The following is a 15,096-nucleotide window of genomic DNA, read 5'->3' on the forward strand; positions in this document are numbered from 1 at the left end:
TTGAGATTCTCGTTTTGGGGAGTGCTCATCAGCTAAGTTTTTATCAATAACACGGGTATGCCCGCGCACTGGCCGAACAGCAGTATTTTCTCCGAAGCCATGGCTATTTCTTCATGTGGGAAGCCGCCGATGACCGAAAACCAGCCGAATTCAGGCCGGCCGAATATAGCACGGGCAGGGAGGTGCTTCAATTGTCCTTGCGGCGGCGCTATGATGCGCGTCATGCGAAGTACACCTCCCCTGAAAACGGCTGCGGCCGACACTCCCTCTGATACCTGGAACCCCTCTGGTGGCGTGCAGTTTTTGACTGTGCCTGAAGAGCTGGCTGGGCAGAGGATTGACAATTTCCTTCAGGCACGCCTAAAAGGTGTGCCCCGTTCACGCGTTTACCGAATCCTGCGCAAGGGTGAGGTAAGGGTAAATAAAGGACGGGTAAAGGCAGAATACAAGCTCGCGGCGGGCGATGTGGTGCGTGTGCCGCCAATTCGTGCGGCAGAGCAGGCTCCTCCCCCCCATGCTGGAGAGCAGCTGCGCCAGTTGGTGCACGACTCGATACTTTATGATGACAAGGGACTGCTTGTGATCAATAAGCCTGCCGGCCTTGCCGTTCATGGCGGTAGCGGCGTCCGGCTCGGTTTGATTGAGGTGCTCCGGCAGATGTATCCGCAGAGCCCGTTTATTGAGCTTGTGCATCGCCTCGACCGGGATACTAGCGGTGCGATCATGGTGGCGCGCAAGCGTAATGTTTTACAGCATGTGCAGGCGGAACTAAGGGGCGGAGGGATTGGGAAGTCTTATCTGGCGCTGGCGGTAGGTAAATGGCCGCGAGGTAGGAGGGTTGTTGAAGCCCCGTTGCGTAAAAACACCCTCAAGAGTGGTGAACGAATGGTCTCGGTGCATCAGGATGGAAAGGCTTCCGAGACGCGCTTCCAGGTGTTGGAGCGTTTTAAAGCGGCAACACTGATGGGCGCAGAGCCGGTAACCGGGCGCACCCACCAGATTCGTGTGCACGCCCAGTTTGTTGGTTGTCCCCTGGCGGGTGATAGTAAGTACACCGGTGATGAGGATAACCGTGCGTTTCGTGAGCGAGGCCTTAAGCGTCTTTTCCTGCACTCGGCTTCTGTGCGCTGCACGCTTCCAGACGGCACCGATGTGCATGTTGAAGCGCCGCTACCCACTGAAATGCAAGCGCTATTAAAGAAGTTGCGAGACGAGTAAAGGGGCGCGGCGATGCTGGTTATTCTCGATTGGGATGGCACTGTTTGTAATTCCGAGACGCGGATTGTTAGCTGCATGCTGCGCGCGGCGGCGCGAGTTGGTTTGCCGGCGCTTTCTCCTGAAGCGGTGAGCAATATTATTGGATTGGGTTTGCCGGAGGCGGTGGCCACTCTTTTTCCTGAGGCTGTTGATAAAGATCGGCAAGCCTTGAAGCAATTCTACTCAGAAGAGTGGATGGCGGCGCGAGTGGAGCCCCTACCTTTATTTGATGGGGTTTTAGATACTTTGGATGCGTTGCTTTGCCAGGGGCATCAGTTGGCGGTCGCCACTGGGAAGAGTCGTCGAGGCCTCAGTCGGGAGTTTGAAGAGCATGGCATGGGGCACTTATTTATAGCGAGCCGCTGTGCAGATGAAACTGCTTCCAAGCCAGACCCATTGATGCTGAGTGAGCTGCTAGCTGAAGTTGACTGCGGTGTTGATGATGCGGTGATGGTTGGTGACACCACTTATGACTTGGCGATGGCGGCAGCGATTGGTATGCCCGCCGTGGGGGTTAGCTATGGCGCTCATTGCCCAAGTCGCCTGCGGGAGTGTAATCCCCAGGCGATTATCGATGACTTTTCCGGGTTGCTGGGTTGGCCGCCGCTTAGCTCTTAGCAGTTGATTTCAGTGGATCTATACCAAATTCGCCGAGCAGATCTACCAGGCGAATTAGGGGTAAACCTATAAGAGTGTTGATGTCGGTGCCGTCGAGCTTTTCAAATAATGCTATACCGAGGCCCTCCACTTTAAATGAGCCTGCACAATCGTAGGGCTCTTCCAGCTCAATATATTTTTCAATTTGCGGAAGGCTGAGTGGCCGGAAATACACTGTAAAGGTTTCCACGGTGCTCACTTGGCGGTTGCTTGCGCTTTCCAGCAAAGACAGCCCTGTATGGAAGGTAACTTTGTTGCCGGAGCAGGCCTGTAATTGAGCAATGGCTTTGTCGCGATTACCGGGCTTGCCCAGAATTTGTCCCCGGCATTCTGCAACCTGGTCGGAGCCGATGATCAGGGATTGGGGGTTGTCTCGCATTAAAGCGCGAGATTTTTCCTGTGCGAGCCTTAAGGCAAGGGCGCCAGCGGCCTCCCCTGGCTTGGCATCTTCATTTATGTGGGGAGACGCGGTCTGAAAGGGGAGGTGGAGTTGCTTCAGTAGCTCCCTGCGGTAGGGGGAGCTGGAAGCTAGTATCAGTGTGGAGGCCATTATTTGGGCGGTTCCATGGTTGTTAGGTCAAAGTTTGTGACCGAGCGATACTGCAGTGACTGAATTGTTTTGACAAGGGTAGGGTGAGTCCATAGAATTGCGCGCTTATGTCGATAGCCCCCTCTAAATCAGTATTGCCTAAGAGCGTTGACGCTCGGAAATTGGTGCAGCGCGAGCAGTATCTGGAAGGTATTTTGCCTCTGGAGTCACTGCAGCGACTACGTGAAGCCGTTGAGTCTGTGAAAGGGGAGGTCGAGGCTGAAATCCAATTTGGCCGCGACCTGCAAAATCACCTCACTGTTAGCGGTAAGGTGCACTGCACGGTGGATTTGTTATGCCAGCGTTGCCTGCATCCTGTGGGCGAGCAGCTCGAGGCGCAGTTTTGCTGGGGTATCGTTTGGTCTGAAGAGCAGGGCAAGGCTCTTCCCAAAGACTTGGATCCGGTGATTCAGGATGGCGATGAGCTGGACTTGCACCAGATCCTCGAAGATGAAATTTTGCTCAATCTGCCGATGGTGGCTTATCACGATGAGGAGTGTGTCTCCAAGGAGACTTTCCATATTGGTGAGAAGGCATCTGAAGCGGGTGAGCAACGGGAAAACCCCTTTAAAGTGCTGGAGCAGTTGAAGGGTTCTTCGGGAAAATCCTAGATTTTCTCTTAGAGTTTGGGCTCGCCGGTAGGCGCCCCGGTTCCAGCGAAATTTGTTTATTTTAGGAGCTAGCAATGGCTGTTCAACAAAACAAGAAGACTCGTTCCCGTCGCGGTATGCGCCGTTCACACGACGCGCTAGGCGCCGGTGCAACTCTCTCCGTAGACCCGACTACTGGTGAAAAGCACCGTCGCCACCACGTGACCAAAGATGGTTTCTACCGTGGTCGCAAGGTGATCGACATCGGCGGCGGCTCCGAAGAAGAGTAAGCTTTGTCCAGCCAATTGCGATTGGCCGTGGATGCAATGGGCGGGGACTTAGGTCCCCGCTCTGTCGTTCCGGCCTGTATTAGATTTCTTCAAAACTTCCCTGAAGCGCAGTTGAAACTTTTCGGCCCGCGCGCACAATTAGAAGCTCTGCTCCTCGAGCAGCGCCACGCCCAAATTCCCGATCGCCTTGAAATCATCCCTTGTGAGCAGGTTGTTACCCAAGAGTGCAACCCTTTGCAGGCGGTTCGCCATAAGCGCAACTCCACCATGGCCCAAGCTCTAAAAGCTGTGGCGGAAGGTAGTGCCCAGGCAATGGTTACCTCTGGAAATACCGGCGCCCTTTTGGCCTTAAGTCGCAGTGTTCTGGGTAATATTGAGGGCGTTCGCAAGCCGGCACTGGGCAAGTCTGTACCCTCAGGGCACGGTTCCTGCTACCTTTTGGATCTCGGCGCAAATGTGGGGTGCAGCGCGGAAGATCTACTGCAGTTTGCGCGTATGGGTATTGAGGCTCAGCATCTCCACACTGGCGTTCCGCGTGCGGACATTGAGGTTGCACTGCTGAATATTGGTGCCGAGGCGCACAAAGGTACTGCTGAAATACGCAGGGCGGCCGAGCTCCTCGAGGGGGATCCACAGGTTAACTATGTGGGTTTTGTGGAGGGGCACGACATCTTTACCGGGGCTGTCGATGTAGTTGTGTGCGACGGTTTGATGGGAAATGTTGCCATGAAATCCGCCGAAGGCGTGATTAGACTGATGGGTCAAAAAGCGTTCACCATTGAGAAGAAGGGGTGTTTCAAACGTTTTTTTGGCCAATTAGCCATAAAGCTGTTGCGAAAATGGCGCACACAGGTGGAACCCGCTCGCTATAATGGCGCCAGCTTTGTAGGGGTGAAGGGCAACGTGATTAAAAGTCACGGGGGTGCCAGCAGCGAAGCTTTTTACCGGGCTATGGTGACGGCAAAAGAATGTGCCGATGCCGATTTGGCTGCCAGAGTTGGCGCCGCCTTGGTACAAGCTGGCGAGCGAAACTCAAAGGAAATGGGGTAGATACTACACCTCCCTCCTACTGAAATTTGCCAAACAGGTTTAAGGATATCTTATGACCAATGCCGCGCTTGCATTCGTCTTTCCGGGGCAGGGATCTCAAAAGATCGGCATGCTCTCCGAAATTGCTCAGGAGGCCCCTGAAATCCAATCCACCTTTGCTGAAGCCTCAGAAGTTCTGGGATATGACCTCTGGGATCTCTGTCAAAATGGTGAGCAGGAAGCAATCAATCTTACCCAGCGTACGCAACCTCTTCTTTTAGCCTCCAGTGTTGCTCTCTATCGCCATTGGCGCGCTCGTGGTGGTGCGGTGCCTGCTCGCATGGCAGGGCATAGTCTTGGGGAGTGGTCGGCATTGGTGTGTTCCGGTGTCCTGGCTTTTAAAGATGCTGTCCACCTGGTTCGTGAACGTGGCCGCCTGATGCAGGAAGCTGTACCCGTGGGTACAGGAGCTATGGCCGCAGTGATTGGGCTTGATGATGATGTGGTGGGAGAGCTCTGTGCTAAAGCCGCTCAAGGTGAAGTGGTGGCTGCGGTGAACTACAACTCTCCGGGCCAGATCGTAATTGCAGGCAATAGTGCTGCTGTGGAAAGGGCGATAGATGCCTGTAAAGCGGCCGGTGCAAAGCGTGCCATGCCTTTGCCGGTGAGTGCGCCATTTCATACTGAGTTAATGCGTCCGGCAGCGGAGAAGCTCGCCCCTCAGATCGAGGCGGCAGAATTCAGTGCCCCGCAAATCCCTGTTGTACACAACGTGCATGCCGAAACTGAATCTGACCCCGCGAAGATCAAGGCTTTGATGATTGAGCAGATATATAGTCCGGTTCGCTGGACTGCCTGTGCGCAAAAGCTGATAAACGATGGTGCTTCCCAGCTGGTCGAGTGTGGTCCGGGTAAGGTGCTGGCTGGTCTCATTAAACGTATTGATCGGAGTGCCGTTTGTCACGGTATAGACACTCCCAGCAGCTTTAATGAGGCGCTGAGATCTACAGCTGCCTGAGTTGCTCAGGCACGATGGCAATGGTCAAATAAGGATAAAGCAAGTATGAGTCTGAAGACCTCCCTTGAGGGCAAAGTTGCCCTGGTCACTGGTGCCAGTCGCGGCATAGGTGCAGCAATTGCGGATATGTTGGGCAGCCAAGGTGCAGTGGTCATTGGTACTGCCACTAGTGCTGGCGGTGCCGAAAAAATTAGTGCGCGTTTCGCCGAGCAGGGCTTCAATGGCGCAGGTATGGTACTTGATGTCACCAGTGCGGATAGTATCGCTGGGCTGCTAGAAGTAGTAAAAAATGATTTTGCGGCGCCGACCATTTTGGTTAATAACGCGGGAATCACAAAAGACAACTTGCTCATGCGCATGAAAGATGATGAGTGGGACTCGGTGATCGAGACAAACTTATCCGCTGTCTACCGTATGACAAAAGCTTGCCTCAGAGATATGACTCGGGCGCGCTGGGGGCGTATCATCAATATCAGCTCCGTGGTGGGTAGCATGGGCAACGCGGGTCAGAGCAATTACGCGGCCACCAAGGCTGGAGTAGCGGGTTTTGCTCGGTCCCTGGCTGCAGAGATCGGCTCTCGCGGCATTACTGTGAATACGGTCGCCCCGGGTTTTATTGATACCGATATGACCAAAGTGCTGCCTGAGGCGCAGCGCGAGGCACTTCTTGGTAAGATCCCTCTGGGTCGTTTGGGGCAGCCTGAAGAGATTGCCTCTGTTGTGGCCTTCCTGGCGAGTGATGCCGGAGCTTATGTCACGGGGGAGACGATACATGTCAATGGCGGCATGTATATGGCCTGAGGTACGTTGAAAATATTTCAATAACCTATTGATTTTTAAAAGTTTTTTGTATTTGCTGATGGTGCCGCAGAGCCGTGCATTACAACCCTAAAAACTTGGGGTACAATGGCCTCTGAATTATCCAAAAGCTGTGTGAGCCGGTCGTTATCGCTGTTAATTGGATTGGCGAAATAACAATAGCGACTAAAACAGATTTTTACCCACTAGGAGTTAAATTGAATCATGAGCAGCATTGAAGAGCGCGTTAAAAAGATCGTTGCTGAACAACTGGGCGTGAAGGAAGAAGACGTTAAGCCTGAAGCCTCTTTTGTTGAAGATCTGGGCGCGGACTCACTCGACACAGTTGAGTTGGTAATGGCTTTGGAAGAGGAATTCGAAACCGAAATCCCCGACGAAGAAGCTGAGAAAATCACAACTGTTCAGCTGGCAATTGATTACATCAAGGACAACCTTGGTTAATTCCTGCTGGGTGGTTTAGGCGCGAACAGTTTTATTACTGTGCGTAGCCAAGCGTTTCTGAGAGCCGTTCTATGTTACATAGCGCGGCTCTCTTTATATTTGCACTATGGAATTGTGACTGCTGTTCTAGTGTTGATTCCTTCGTACTTAGATTGAAGGGAGAGCAGTGGCAGTAAGAGTTTCGGGGGGACCGCAGTGTCGCACAGAAGAGTTGTTGTAACCGGAATGGGCGCAGTGAGCCCGCTGGGAAACACCGTAGAGGAGACTTGGTCTGGCATCCTAAAGGGCGTCAGTGGAGCTGCTCCAATAGAGTCATTTGATGTTTCGGCGTTCTCAACCCGCTTCGCCGCTATGGTGAAAGATTTTGATCCGACTCCTTATGTAGCCGCAAAAGATGCGCGCAAGATGGACACTTTCTTGCAATATGGCCTGGTTGCGGGTAATCAGGCAATGGAAGATAGCGGTCTAGAAATTAATGAAGAGAATGCGTCGCGTATGGGGACCTGTATCGGTTCCGGTATGGGAGGCATTTTGGCTATTGAAGATAATGCCCTGTTAATTGCCGACAAGGGCCCCCGACGAGTGTCACCATTTTTTGTGCCGGGTGCCATCATCAATATGGTCGCTGGCAATTTGTCGATAAAATTTGGTCTTCGGGGCCCAAATCTCGCCGTCACAACAGCCTGTACTACTGGCACCCATGCTCTGGGATTGGGCATGCGGACCATTCAGTATGGCGATGCGGATGTTATGGTATGTGGCGGGGCCGAAATGGTCACTACACCTGTTGGGCTCGGTGGCTTCTGTGCGGCCAGGGCGCTTTCTACGCGCAATGATGACCCCAAAACGGCCAGTCGCCCGTGGGATAAAAGTCGAGATGGTTTTGTGCTGGGAGAGGGAGCCGCGGTACTTGTCCTGGAAGAGTACGAGCACGCGAAAGCCCGCGGCGCAAAGATTTACGCAGAGCTTGCAGGCTTTGGTATGAGTGGCGATGCCCATCACATGACTTCGCCTCCAGAAGATGGTGCTGGAGCTGCACTCTCCATGCAGAATGCGCTTAATGACGCCGGTATGAATGCTGCTGATATCCAGTATATCAATGCACATGGCACCTCTACGCCATTGGGAGATACGGCTGAAATTCAGGCTGTTCGTGAGGTTTTTGCAGATTCTTTAGAGGAGCTGGCGGTAAGTTCTACAAAGTCTATGACTGGCCACCTTCTCGGTGCTGCAGGAGCTCTTGAAGCAGTTTTCTCTGTCCTCGCTCTGCGCGATCAAATGGCACCGCCAACAATCAATTTGTATGACCCAGACGAGGCTTGTGAAAATATCAACCTAGTGCCTCAGGAGGCCCAGCCTAGAGTAATTAATTCGGTACTATCTAACTCTTTTGGGTTTGGTGGCACCAATGGTTCATTAATCTTCAAGCGAACCTGATCTGTCTGCCCGCCTCTGGGTGGGCAACTCCCATCCTGATATGTGCAAATTGCCACAATTTTTTCTCAGAAGCCGACCTGTGCTGAGCTTGCCTGCTGATGAGAGTTACGAAGATGGAATCCTCGAAACCATGCGCTGTCACAACGGAAGGTTGCCGCTGTGGCCGCTACACCGAGAGCGCCTGGCCCGGAATGCTGGTTTGGATGAGCTGCTCCTTAAAGAGATTGATCAGTGCATACCCCGGTTGGTTGAGCAGCTTAACCAGAAAATGGCTATCGCCCGATTGCGGCTGGGTTCGGTTGGTGGTGAGTGGTGCTGGGATCTGTCCTTGTTGCCGCTAAAGTTGACTGCCGAGACTGAACTTGGAGTTCGACTTTACCCCTGTAAGACCTATCTACCACTTTCAAAAAGTAGGAACTTAGGCAGCAAACTTCTATGTCGCAATCGATATAATAAGGCGAAATCTGAGCTTCCTGACGGGGAGCGTATCGATGGCCTGATGTTAGATAGTGAGGGCAGGGTTATCGAGAGCTTGCGCTGTAATTTACTGGCTCGCTTTGGTAATACCTGGATAACGCCTGATTTGCATCGCTGTGGTGTCCGGGGCGTCATGCGGGACTGGTTATCCAGTGAGATTCAGTGGCAGGAGCGAGATTTAGAAATTCGGGATCTGAGCGGGGCTGATGAAGTAGCATTGTGTAACAGCGTGCGCGGGGTATTGCCGGTTGTCGAGATTATCGGTCGTCAACGTTGGTCGATCGGGGCTGGTGTTCGAGGGTTGCAGCATTTGATCATGGAAACATTGTGGTAAAGAAAAAGCGGACAAGTTCTCCTTTCAAGTTTTGGAAAATCCTGTTTAGTGGTTTTCTCCTCGTTGCCTTATTGGGCGGAGCCTCTCTGTGGATGTTACAGATGGCCCTAGCGTCTCCACTGGCTGTGGGAGAAAAGGGCCTGCAATTCCAAGTGCAAAAAGGCAGCAGCTTATCTGGAACCTTGCGGAAACTGAAAAGTGACGGGGTGATTAGCTGGCCGCGATTGATTCTTGCCTATGCCTATTGGGAGGGCAAAACCGATATCCACTCTGGTGAGTATCTGATACCCAGCGGAAGTACGGCAGTGGATTTAATTACCCGGTTAAATCGGGGTGACGTTACCATTTATCGACTTACTTTAGTCGAGGGATGGACTTTCCGGCAGGCGCTGCAAAAGATTCGCTCGGGGCAGAGGGTTGTTAGATCTGAGGCTGGCAGTAGTGTGAGTGCCGCAGCCAGGGCTCTTGGCCTGAAAGAGGGTGCTGAGGAAGGTTGGATTTTCCCAGATACCTATGTATATCGCTCTGGGACTACAGATATTGAGCTTTTACGCGAAGCGTATGAACGTATGCAGCGCGTGCTGGATGAAGAGTGGCAGGCAAAAGAGGATGGCCTCCCTTACGCAACGCCCTATGAGGCCTTGATTATGGCTTCGTTGATTGAAAAGGAAACTGGTCAGCCTTCCGAGCGAAGTCAAATTGCCGGAGTTTTTGTGCGGCGCCTAAATATGGGTATGCGCTTGCAAACCGATCCCACCGTAATTTATGGGCTGGGGGAAGACTATGATGGTAACCTCACCCGAGCACACCTTCGCCAGCCAACCCCGTATAATACTTATGTAATCAATGGGCTCCCCCCTACACCAATTGCACTGCCGGGACGCGCGGCTATCCGCGCCGCACTGAACCCAAAGCCCGGCAAAAGCCTGTATTTTGTAGGTAAGGGTGATGGTTCCCATCATTTCTCAGCCACTCTGACAGAGCACAACCGTGCGGTGCGGGAGTATCAGTTGAAAAGGCGAGCGGATTACCGCTCCAGTCCGGCAAAAGGAAATTAGAAATAGTGTCGCGCGGAAAATTTATAACCCTGGAAGGCGGGGAGGGGGTTGGCAAGTCTACCAACCTGCAGTTTATTACCCAGTGGTTAGCTGATCGTAATATTCCATTTATTCAAACCCGCGAGCCGGGTGGCACTCCCCTGGCTGAGCAGCTGCGGGAGTTGCTACTAGCTAAGCGTGACGAGGCTGTTGATCCCACGGCGGAGCTGCTTATGGTTTTTGCCGCTCGAGCACAACATCTGGCGAAAGTGATTATCCCGGCCTTGGAACGGGGTGACTGGGTGATTTGTGACCGCTTTACCGATGCTACTTATGCCTACCAAGGTGGGGGGCGAGCGCTTGACAGGGCTCTAATCGAGCGCTTAGAAAATGATGTGCAAGGAGATTTGCGGCCTGATAAGGTGCTTCTTTTAGATTTGGACCCGCAAATAGGTTTACAGCGCGCTGCCAGTACTGGAGCTGCCGATCGGTTTGAAAGTGAGCAGCTGGCTTTCTTCCACCGGGTGCGTGAAGCTTATCGTGAACGTGCTCAGGCAGCCCCTTCGCGCTATGCCGTTGTTGATGCTAGTCAACCTTTAGTGCAGGTCCAGCAACAGCTGGGGCAGGAGTTACAGCGGCTTCTTTGATGCACGCTTTAAAATATGGTCACCACGAGTGTGGTGAAGTTTCCAGTTACAAATTTGGCAATTGGCAGTGTCTGAAGTACCTGAACATACCCCTATTCCTTCTTTACTACCCTGGCAAACGGAACAGTGGCAACGGCTTGGTACCCAGTGGCGCGCTGGTCGATGCCCTCATGCCCTATTACTGAGTGGCCAGCCTGGTCTTGGCAAACGCGCTTTTGCTGAGGCTTTTTCTGCGCTGGTATTGTGCGAGCAGCCCAGAGAAGGGCAGGCCTGTGGAAGTTGCAAGGATTGCCACCTTTGGCAGGCGGGGTCGCACCCGGATTTTCTTCGGGTAGAGCCTGAAAAGGTAGGCGGTCCGCTTAAGGTTGAACAGATTCGCCAGCTGGGGGATTTTGTCTCCCGCACCAGTGGGCGCGGGGGGGCGCGCTTGGTATGGCTGGCGCCAGCGGAAGCTATGAACATCAATGCGGCCAATGCGCTATTAAAAAACCTGGAGGAGCCTGCGGCATCAGTGATTTTCCTTCTGGTCAGTGACTCTCCCGCAGGTTTACTGCCAACAATTCGCAGTCGTTGCCAAGCTGTTGCTTTTCCATCCCCTTCTGCAGAAATGGCATTGCAGTGGCTGCATGGATATGGTTTGAAGGAAGGTGCGGCAACCAAGGCCCTGGCGTTGGCCGGTGGGGCGCCATTGTTGGCTGCGCAATTGGCCGAGCCAAAATGTGAGGAAGTTCGGGAGCGCTTTCTGGAGGAGCTAATTGCCCTAGCTCGGGGTAGTGCAAGGGCTGTGGCAGCTGCAGGTCGCTGGGAGACTCCGCCCGAGCCTGCAGATCTGGCCCAGCTTATTCAATTTTGGCAGCAGTGGGTTGCCCAAATGGCTAGGGTGCGCAGTTGTGATTCCACTGGCGATACTCAGGTTATGACCCTTCTTCAGAGGTTCCCAGGAATAGGGCAAGGCAGTTTGCGCCCACTGTTTGGTTTTTACGATCACCTCGTTCAGGCGCGTAAGGGGCTTGCGAGTGGAGCGAATCCCAATCGTCGCTTGTTGCTGGAGGAGTTGATGATACGGTGGTCTAGGCTTTTTGCTTAATGAGAAATGTAAAGCCGTAACCACACGCGGGGGCATTAAGCTTCTTTCTACCGGGAACGTGTAGTGTTCTGGACAGAAACAGTACGCTCAGATAAGTTAGCGCAACATTTAAAACATTGAGGTTGAGCATGAAAGCCATGGGAGGCGGTGCCCGAAACGGCATCCTATCGCTGAAAATCCAGGATAAGTCGGTTCTCTATGCCGCTTATATGCCCTTTGTAAAAAATGGTGGCTTGTTTATCAGCACGGATAAATCCTATAGCCTCGGCGATGAAGTATTCCTGTTGTTAAGCTTGATGGATGAGCCGGAAAAAATTCCGGTGGCAGGCAAGGTTATCTGGATAACCCCTAATGGAGCCCAGGGAAACCGTACGCCGGGTATTGGCGTTCAGTTTGGTGACAAGGACAACATTGCACAAAACAAGATAGAAACTTACCTGGCTGGCACCCTTGAATCCAGTCGACCTACTCACACGTTGTAATTTTCACATGCTCGTAGATTCTCATTGTCACCTGGATAGACTGAAGCTCGATAAATTTGATGGCGATCTGGATGCAGTCTTGGAGTTCGCACGCAGCCGAGGAGTTGGGAAATTCCTATGTGTTGGTATCAGTCTGGAAAATGCAGATGCCGTCGTAGAAATCGCCTCAAAATATGAGGATGTTGTCTGCTCTGTTGGAATACATCCTCTGGATGTTGAATCCGGTCTCGCTGGGGTGGACGAACTGATCGCGATGGCTGAGCGTCCCAAGGTAGTGGCACTTGGGGAGACTGGTCTTGATTATTATTACAGTACGGACACCAAAGAGACCCAACAGCAGAGCTTTATTGCTCACTTGCAGGCCGCAGGTCAGGTGGGGTTGCCGGTTATTGTGCACACACGCGATGCTCGTGAAGATACAATTCAGTTGATTCAAGAGTACGGAAACCCACAAACAGCCGGTGTATTGCATTGCTTCACTGAGAGCTGGGAGATGGCCAAGGCCGCATTAGATCTTAACTATTACATTTCCCTCTCCGGTATTGTGACATTTAAAAATGCTGAGGATCTGCGCGATGTTGCGCGCAAACTGCCCCTCGATCGCCTGTTGGTGGAAACAGATTCTCCCTACCTTGCACCGATTCCTTATCGTGGCAAGCCCAATATCCCGGCTTATGTGCGAGAAGTAGCCGAATTTATTGCTGAGTTGCGCGGAATTTCATACGAGCAGCTGGCTGAAATCACTACAGAAAACTTTCTCCGATTATTTCCTCGGGCTGCCTAAGCCCGGCTAGTTAGAAGTTCCCTATATGATGAAGCAACAATTGCAGGTCATGCTGACCCTGCAGGACGAAATTAATACCGTTGTTAACAAAAACTGGCGTGCGCAAAATTTTGCCTGGTATCGCGCGATCTGGGTAGAAAGCGCGGAACTCTTGGATCATTACGGCTGGAAGTGGTGGAAAAAGCAGCAGCCGGATATCGACCAGGTAAAGTTGGAGCTGGTGGATATCTGGCATTTTGGCCTGAGTCTTGAGCTGCAACAGGGCTCTCCGGCCCAAGTCGCTGAAAAGATGCTTAAGGAATTAGAGGCTGGCCAGCGAGAGCCCGGTGATTTTCGTGAAGATCTGGAGGCCTTTACTTTGAGCACCTTGGCAAGTAAACAATTCGATCTGCCAGGGTTTGCGCAGCTTCTTGCCGGCACAGAGATGCCTTTTACTGAACTGTATCAACGTTATGTAGGAAAGAACGTACTCAATCGATTCCGCCAGGATAACGGGTACAAAGAAGGAACTTATGTGAAGAACTGGGGCGGACGTGAAGACAATGAGCACTTAGCGGAAATCGCCGCTGAGCTTGATGCCTCGGCAGTAGATTACAGCGAGCAGGTTTATCGTATTTTGCAGCAACGTTACCGGGAAGCTGCCTCGGCTTGAGCCTTTTTTTGGCGTCTCTTATAAAAAATTAAAGTTTTGTTAGGCAAATTGAGTTGAGAATTGCTCCGCTTGAGGTGAAATTTGCTCAAGAGGCCCTATAATGCGGCCGCTTACAAACGAGGAGAACTATCGTGAAAGCACCTGTTCGTGTTGCTGTTACCGGCGCTGCCGGTCAGATCAGCTATTCGCTGCTGTTCCGCATCGCTTCCGGCGAGATGCTGGGTAAAGATCAACCAGTTATTCTGCAGCTGCTGGAAATTACCCCGGCACTAGAAGCGCTGAAAGGCGTTGCTATGGAGCTTGAAGACTGCGCCTTCCCGCTGCTCGCGGGTATCGTTCAGTCCGATGACGCTACTATTGCGTTCAAAGATGCAGATTATGCTTTGCTGGTCGGCGCGCGTCCCCGTGGACCGGGTATGGAGCGCAAAGACCTGCTGGAAGCTAACGCTGCTATCTTCTCTGCACAGGGTAAAGCCCTGAACGACGTTGCTTCTCGTAACGTAAAAGTACTGGTTGTTGGCAACCCGGCTAACACCAATGCCCTGATTGCTCAGCGCAATGCGCCAGACCTGGACCCGCGTAACTTCACCGCGATGACCCGTCTGGATCACAATCGCGCTCTGTCCCAGCTGGCGAACAAAACTGATTCCAGCGTTAACGACATCACCCATATGACTATTTGGGGCAACCACTCTTCGACTCAGTACCCAGACCTACACCAAGTGAAGGTTGCCGGTGCTGCGGCGATGGATAAAGTGGAGCAGGAGTGGTACGAAAACGACTTCATCCCGACGGTTCAACAGCGTGGTGCAGCTATTATCAAGGCGCGCGGTGCTTCTTCTGCGGCTTCCGCTGCCAATGCTGCTATCGACCATATGCGCGATTGGGCCCTGGGCACCGCTGAGGGTGACTGGACCAGCATGGCTGTATTCAGCGATGGTTCTTACGGTATTCAGGAAGGCCTGATTTACTCTTTCCCTTGCACTTGCAAAAACGGCGACTGGGAAATTGTTCAAGGCGTTGACATCAACGACTTCTCCCGCGAGAAGATGACTGCGACCGAACAGGAGTTGGCGGAAGAGCGTGATGCAGTCGCTCACCTGCTGCCCTAACCCTGTCGATTGACCGGCCTTGATGGCTGGTTCGTCTAAAAAGCCCGCACCAGTGTGTGGGCTTTTTTATTTGGCTCTTCGTCGCTGATTTATTGACTTCGCTGTAGCTATAAAATCGCCAGCTAGTCCAGATAAAAAAGTTTGCGTATTTCAAGTAAGAAGTAAGTGATACCAAGTGAGGGCATCTCCTCTTATTATTTCAATCCCGCCAACAGTGGCTTATTCAGAAAGGCTAGATTAGGGTTCCTTTAGCCGCAGCTTAATAGAGTGACTTTTGCTAATGGTATTTAAAATAGAGTGGGGTGGCCTGAATACTGGCGGGTCGTTATACGAGTGTGGGCTGATGGCGGCGGCACT

The 15,096-nt window shown here is 52.5% G+C and carries 19 protein-coding genes; 17 read left to right on the top strand and 2 right to left on the bottom strand.

Annotated elements, in window-relative coordinates:
- Positions 1-32 precede the first annotated feature (32 nt).
- Entirely contained in the window at positions 33-224 is a 192-nt protein-coding gene (locus tag ACJJI0_RS03450) for a hypothetical protein (protein ID WP_252081843.1), read from the bottom strand.
- Between ACJJI0_RS03450 and rluC the strand changes: the two genes are divergently transcribed.
- Together rluC and ACJJI0_RS03460 are read left to right on the top strand one after the other, a co-directional pair.
- Positions 223-1,218: a 23S rRNA pseudouridine(955/2504/2580) synthase RluC gene (rluC, locus tag ACJJI0_RS03455; RefSeq protein WP_444884687.1), complete on the top strand. Its 996-nt coding sequence runs from the start codon at positions 223-225 to the stop codon at positions 1,216-1,218. The genes ACJJI0_RS03450 and rluC overlap by 2 nt on opposite strands.
- Positions 1,219-1,230: 12 nt before the next feature.
- Positions 1,231-1,875, top strand: coding sequence for an HAD-IA family hydrolase (locus ACJJI0_RS03460; protein WP_444884688.1), 645 nt, complete (start codon positions 1,231-1,233; stop codon positions 1,873-1,875).
- On the opposite strand, the gene ACJJI0_RS03465 is transcribed toward ACJJI0_RS03460, so the two are convergent.
- The gene (locus ACJJI0_RS03465; protein WP_444884689.1) at positions 1,865-2,464 is read right to left on the bottom strand and encodes a Maf family protein; all 600 of its coding nucleotides are present in this window, start codon (positions 2,462-2,464) and stop codon (positions 1,865-1,867) included. The genes ACJJI0_RS03460 and ACJJI0_RS03465 overlap by 11 nt on opposite strands.
- 107 nt (positions 2,465-2,571) lie before the next feature.
- Here ACJJI0_RS03465 and ACJJI0_RS03470 point away from each other — a divergent pair, with 107 nt between their 5' ends.
- The 15 genes from ACJJI0_RS03470 to ACJJI0_RS03540 all read left to right on the top strand — a co-directional run bounded on the left by ACJJI0_RS03470 (position 2,572) and on the right by ACJJI0_RS03540 (position 14,739).
- A complete protein-coding gene (locus tag ACJJI0_RS03470) occupies positions 2,572-3,114 on the top strand; it encodes a YceD family protein (protein ID WP_252081839.1) in 543 nt (180 codons plus the stop codon).
- 74 nt (positions 3,115-3,188) lie between these two features.
- Positions 3,189-3,383 (top strand): 50S ribosomal protein L32, encoded by a 195-nt coding sequence (gene rpmF, locus ACJJI0_RS03475; protein ID WP_252081838.1) that lies wholly within the window; start codon positions 3,189-3,191, stop codon positions 3,381-3,383.
- A 3-nt stretch (positions 3,384-3,386) separates the two neighbouring features.
- Positions 3,387-4,433, top strand: a complete 1,047-nt coding sequence (gene plsX, locus ACJJI0_RS03480) for a phosphate acyltransferase PlsX (protein WP_444884690.1) — start codon at positions 3,387-3,389, stop codon at positions 4,431-4,433.
- Positions 4,434-4,485: 52 nt separating this feature from the next.
- Entirely contained in the window at positions 4,486-5,430 is a 945-nt protein-coding gene (gene fabD, locus ACJJI0_RS03485) for an ACP S-malonyltransferase (protein ID WP_252081836.1), read from the top strand.
- 45 nt (positions 5,431-5,475) lie between these two features.
- Positions 5,476-6,231: a 3-oxoacyl-ACP reductase FabG gene (gene fabG / locus ACJJI0_RS03490; protein ID WP_444884691.1), complete on the top strand. Its 756-nt coding sequence runs from the start codon at positions 5,476-5,478 to the stop codon at positions 6,229-6,231.
- Between the two features lie 222 nt (positions 6,232-6,453).
- Positions 6,454-6,690 (top strand): acyl carrier protein, encoded by a 237-nt coding sequence (gene acpP / locus ACJJI0_RS03495; protein WP_152453358.1) that lies wholly within the window; start codon positions 6,454-6,456, stop codon positions 6,688-6,690.
- Positions 6,691-6,885: 195 nt separating this feature from the next.
- Positions 6,886-8,127, top strand: a complete 1,242-nt coding sequence (gene fabF / locus ACJJI0_RS03500) for a beta-ketoacyl-ACP synthase II (protein ID WP_252081834.1) — start codon at positions 6,886-6,888, stop codon at positions 8,125-8,127.
- 79 nt (positions 8,128-8,206) lie between these two features.
- The gene (locus tag ACJJI0_RS03505) at positions 8,207-8,938 is read left to right on the top strand and encodes an aminotransferase class IV (RefSeq protein WP_444884692.1); all 732 of its coding nucleotides are present in this window, start codon (positions 8,207-8,209) and stop codon (positions 8,936-8,938) included.
- Complete coding sequence (gene mltG, locus ACJJI0_RS03510; RefSeq protein WP_286036962.1) at positions 8,932-9,996, top strand: endolytic transglycosylase MltG; 1,065 nt, start codon at positions 8,932-8,934, stop codon at positions 9,994-9,996. Before ACJJI0_RS03505 ends, mltG begins: the two co-directional genes overlap by 7 nt.
- A 5-nt stretch (positions 9,997-10,001) precedes the next feature.
- Complete coding sequence (gene tmk, locus ACJJI0_RS03515; RefSeq protein WP_252081832.1) at positions 10,002-10,622, top strand: dTMP kinase; 621 nt, start codon at positions 10,002-10,004, stop codon at positions 10,620-10,622.
- 67 nt (positions 10,623-10,689) lie between these two features.
- A complete protein-coding gene (locus ACJJI0_RS03520; RefSeq protein WP_444884693.1) occupies positions 10,690-11,709 on the top strand; it encodes a DNA polymerase III subunit delta' in 1,020 nt (339 codons plus the stop codon).
- A 128-nt stretch (positions 11,710-11,837) separates the two neighbouring features.
- Entirely contained in the window at positions 11,838-12,191 is a 354-nt protein-coding gene (locus ACJJI0_RS03525) for a PilZ domain-containing protein (protein WP_020415211.1), read from the top strand.
- 7 nt (positions 12,192-12,198) lie between these two features.
- Complete coding sequence (locus tag ACJJI0_RS03530; RefSeq protein WP_444884694.1) at positions 12,199-12,975, top strand: TatD family hydrolase; 777 nt, start codon at positions 12,199-12,201, stop codon at positions 12,973-12,975.
- 28 nt (positions 12,976-13,003) lie between these two features.
- Positions 13,004-13,627 (top strand): dUTP diphosphatase, encoded by a 624-nt coding sequence (locus ACJJI0_RS03535; RefSeq protein WP_444885910.1) that lies wholly within the window; start codon positions 13,004-13,006, stop codon positions 13,625-13,627.
- A 131-nt stretch (positions 13,628-13,758) separates the two neighbouring features.
- Entirely contained in the window at positions 13,759-14,739 is a 981-nt protein-coding gene (locus tag ACJJI0_RS03540; RefSeq protein WP_252081829.1) for a malate dehydrogenase, read from the top strand.
- Positions 14,740-15,096: the final 357 nt, after the last annotated feature.

The sequence above is a fragment of the Microbulbifer mixtoriginis (SeqCode) genome (assembly GCF_052466695.1).

What these genes read in the sequence shown, in the direction of transcription:
- rluC (WP_444884687.1), top strand. Translation starts at nt 223, where the DNA reads ATGCGAAGTACACCTCCCCTGAAAACGGCTGCGGCCGACACTCCCTCT.
- ACJJI0_RS03450 (WP_252081843.1), bottom strand. Translation starts at nt 224, where the DNA reads ATGACGCGCATCATAGCGCCGCCGCAAGGACAATTGAAGCACCTCCCT.
- ACJJI0_RS03460 (WP_444884688.1), top strand. Translation starts at nt 1,231, where the DNA reads ATGCTGGTTATTCTCGATTGGGATGGCACTGTTTGTAATTCCGAGACG.
- ACJJI0_RS03465 (WP_444884689.1), bottom strand. Translation starts at nt 2,464, where the DNA reads ATGGCCTCCACACTGATACTAGCTTCCAGCTCCCCCTACCGCAGGGAG.
- ACJJI0_RS03470 (WP_252081839.1), top strand. Translation starts at nt 2,572, where the DNA reads ATGTCGATAGCCCCCTCTAAATCAGTATTGCCTAAGAGCGTTGACGCT.
- rpmF (WP_252081838.1), top strand. Translation starts at nt 3,189, where the DNA reads ATGGCTGTTCAACAAAACAAGAAGACTCGTTCCCGTCGCGGTATGCGC.
- fabD (WP_252081836.1), top strand. Translation starts at nt 4,486, where the DNA reads ATGACCAATGCCGCGCTTGCATTCGTCTTTCCGGGGCAGGGATCTCAA.
- fabG (WP_444884691.1), top strand. Translation starts at nt 5,476, where the DNA reads ATGAGTCTGAAGACCTCCCTTGAGGGCAAAGTTGCCCTGGTCACTGGT.
- acpP (WP_152453358.1), top strand. Translation starts at nt 6,454, where the DNA reads ATGAGCAGCATTGAAGAGCGCGTTAAAAAGATCGTTGCTGAACAACTG.
- ACJJI0_RS03525 (WP_020415211.1), top strand. Translation starts at nt 11,838, where the DNA reads ATGAAAGCCATGGGAGGCGGTGCCCGAAACGGCATCCTATCGCTGAAA.
- ACJJI0_RS03530 (WP_444884694.1), top strand. Translation starts at nt 12,199, where the DNA reads ATGCTCGTAGATTCTCATTGTCACCTGGATAGACTGAAGCTCGATAAA.
- ACJJI0_RS03535 (WP_444885910.1), top strand. Translation starts at nt 13,004, where the DNA reads ATGAAGCAACAATTGCAGGTCATGCTGACCCTGCAGGACGAAATTAAT.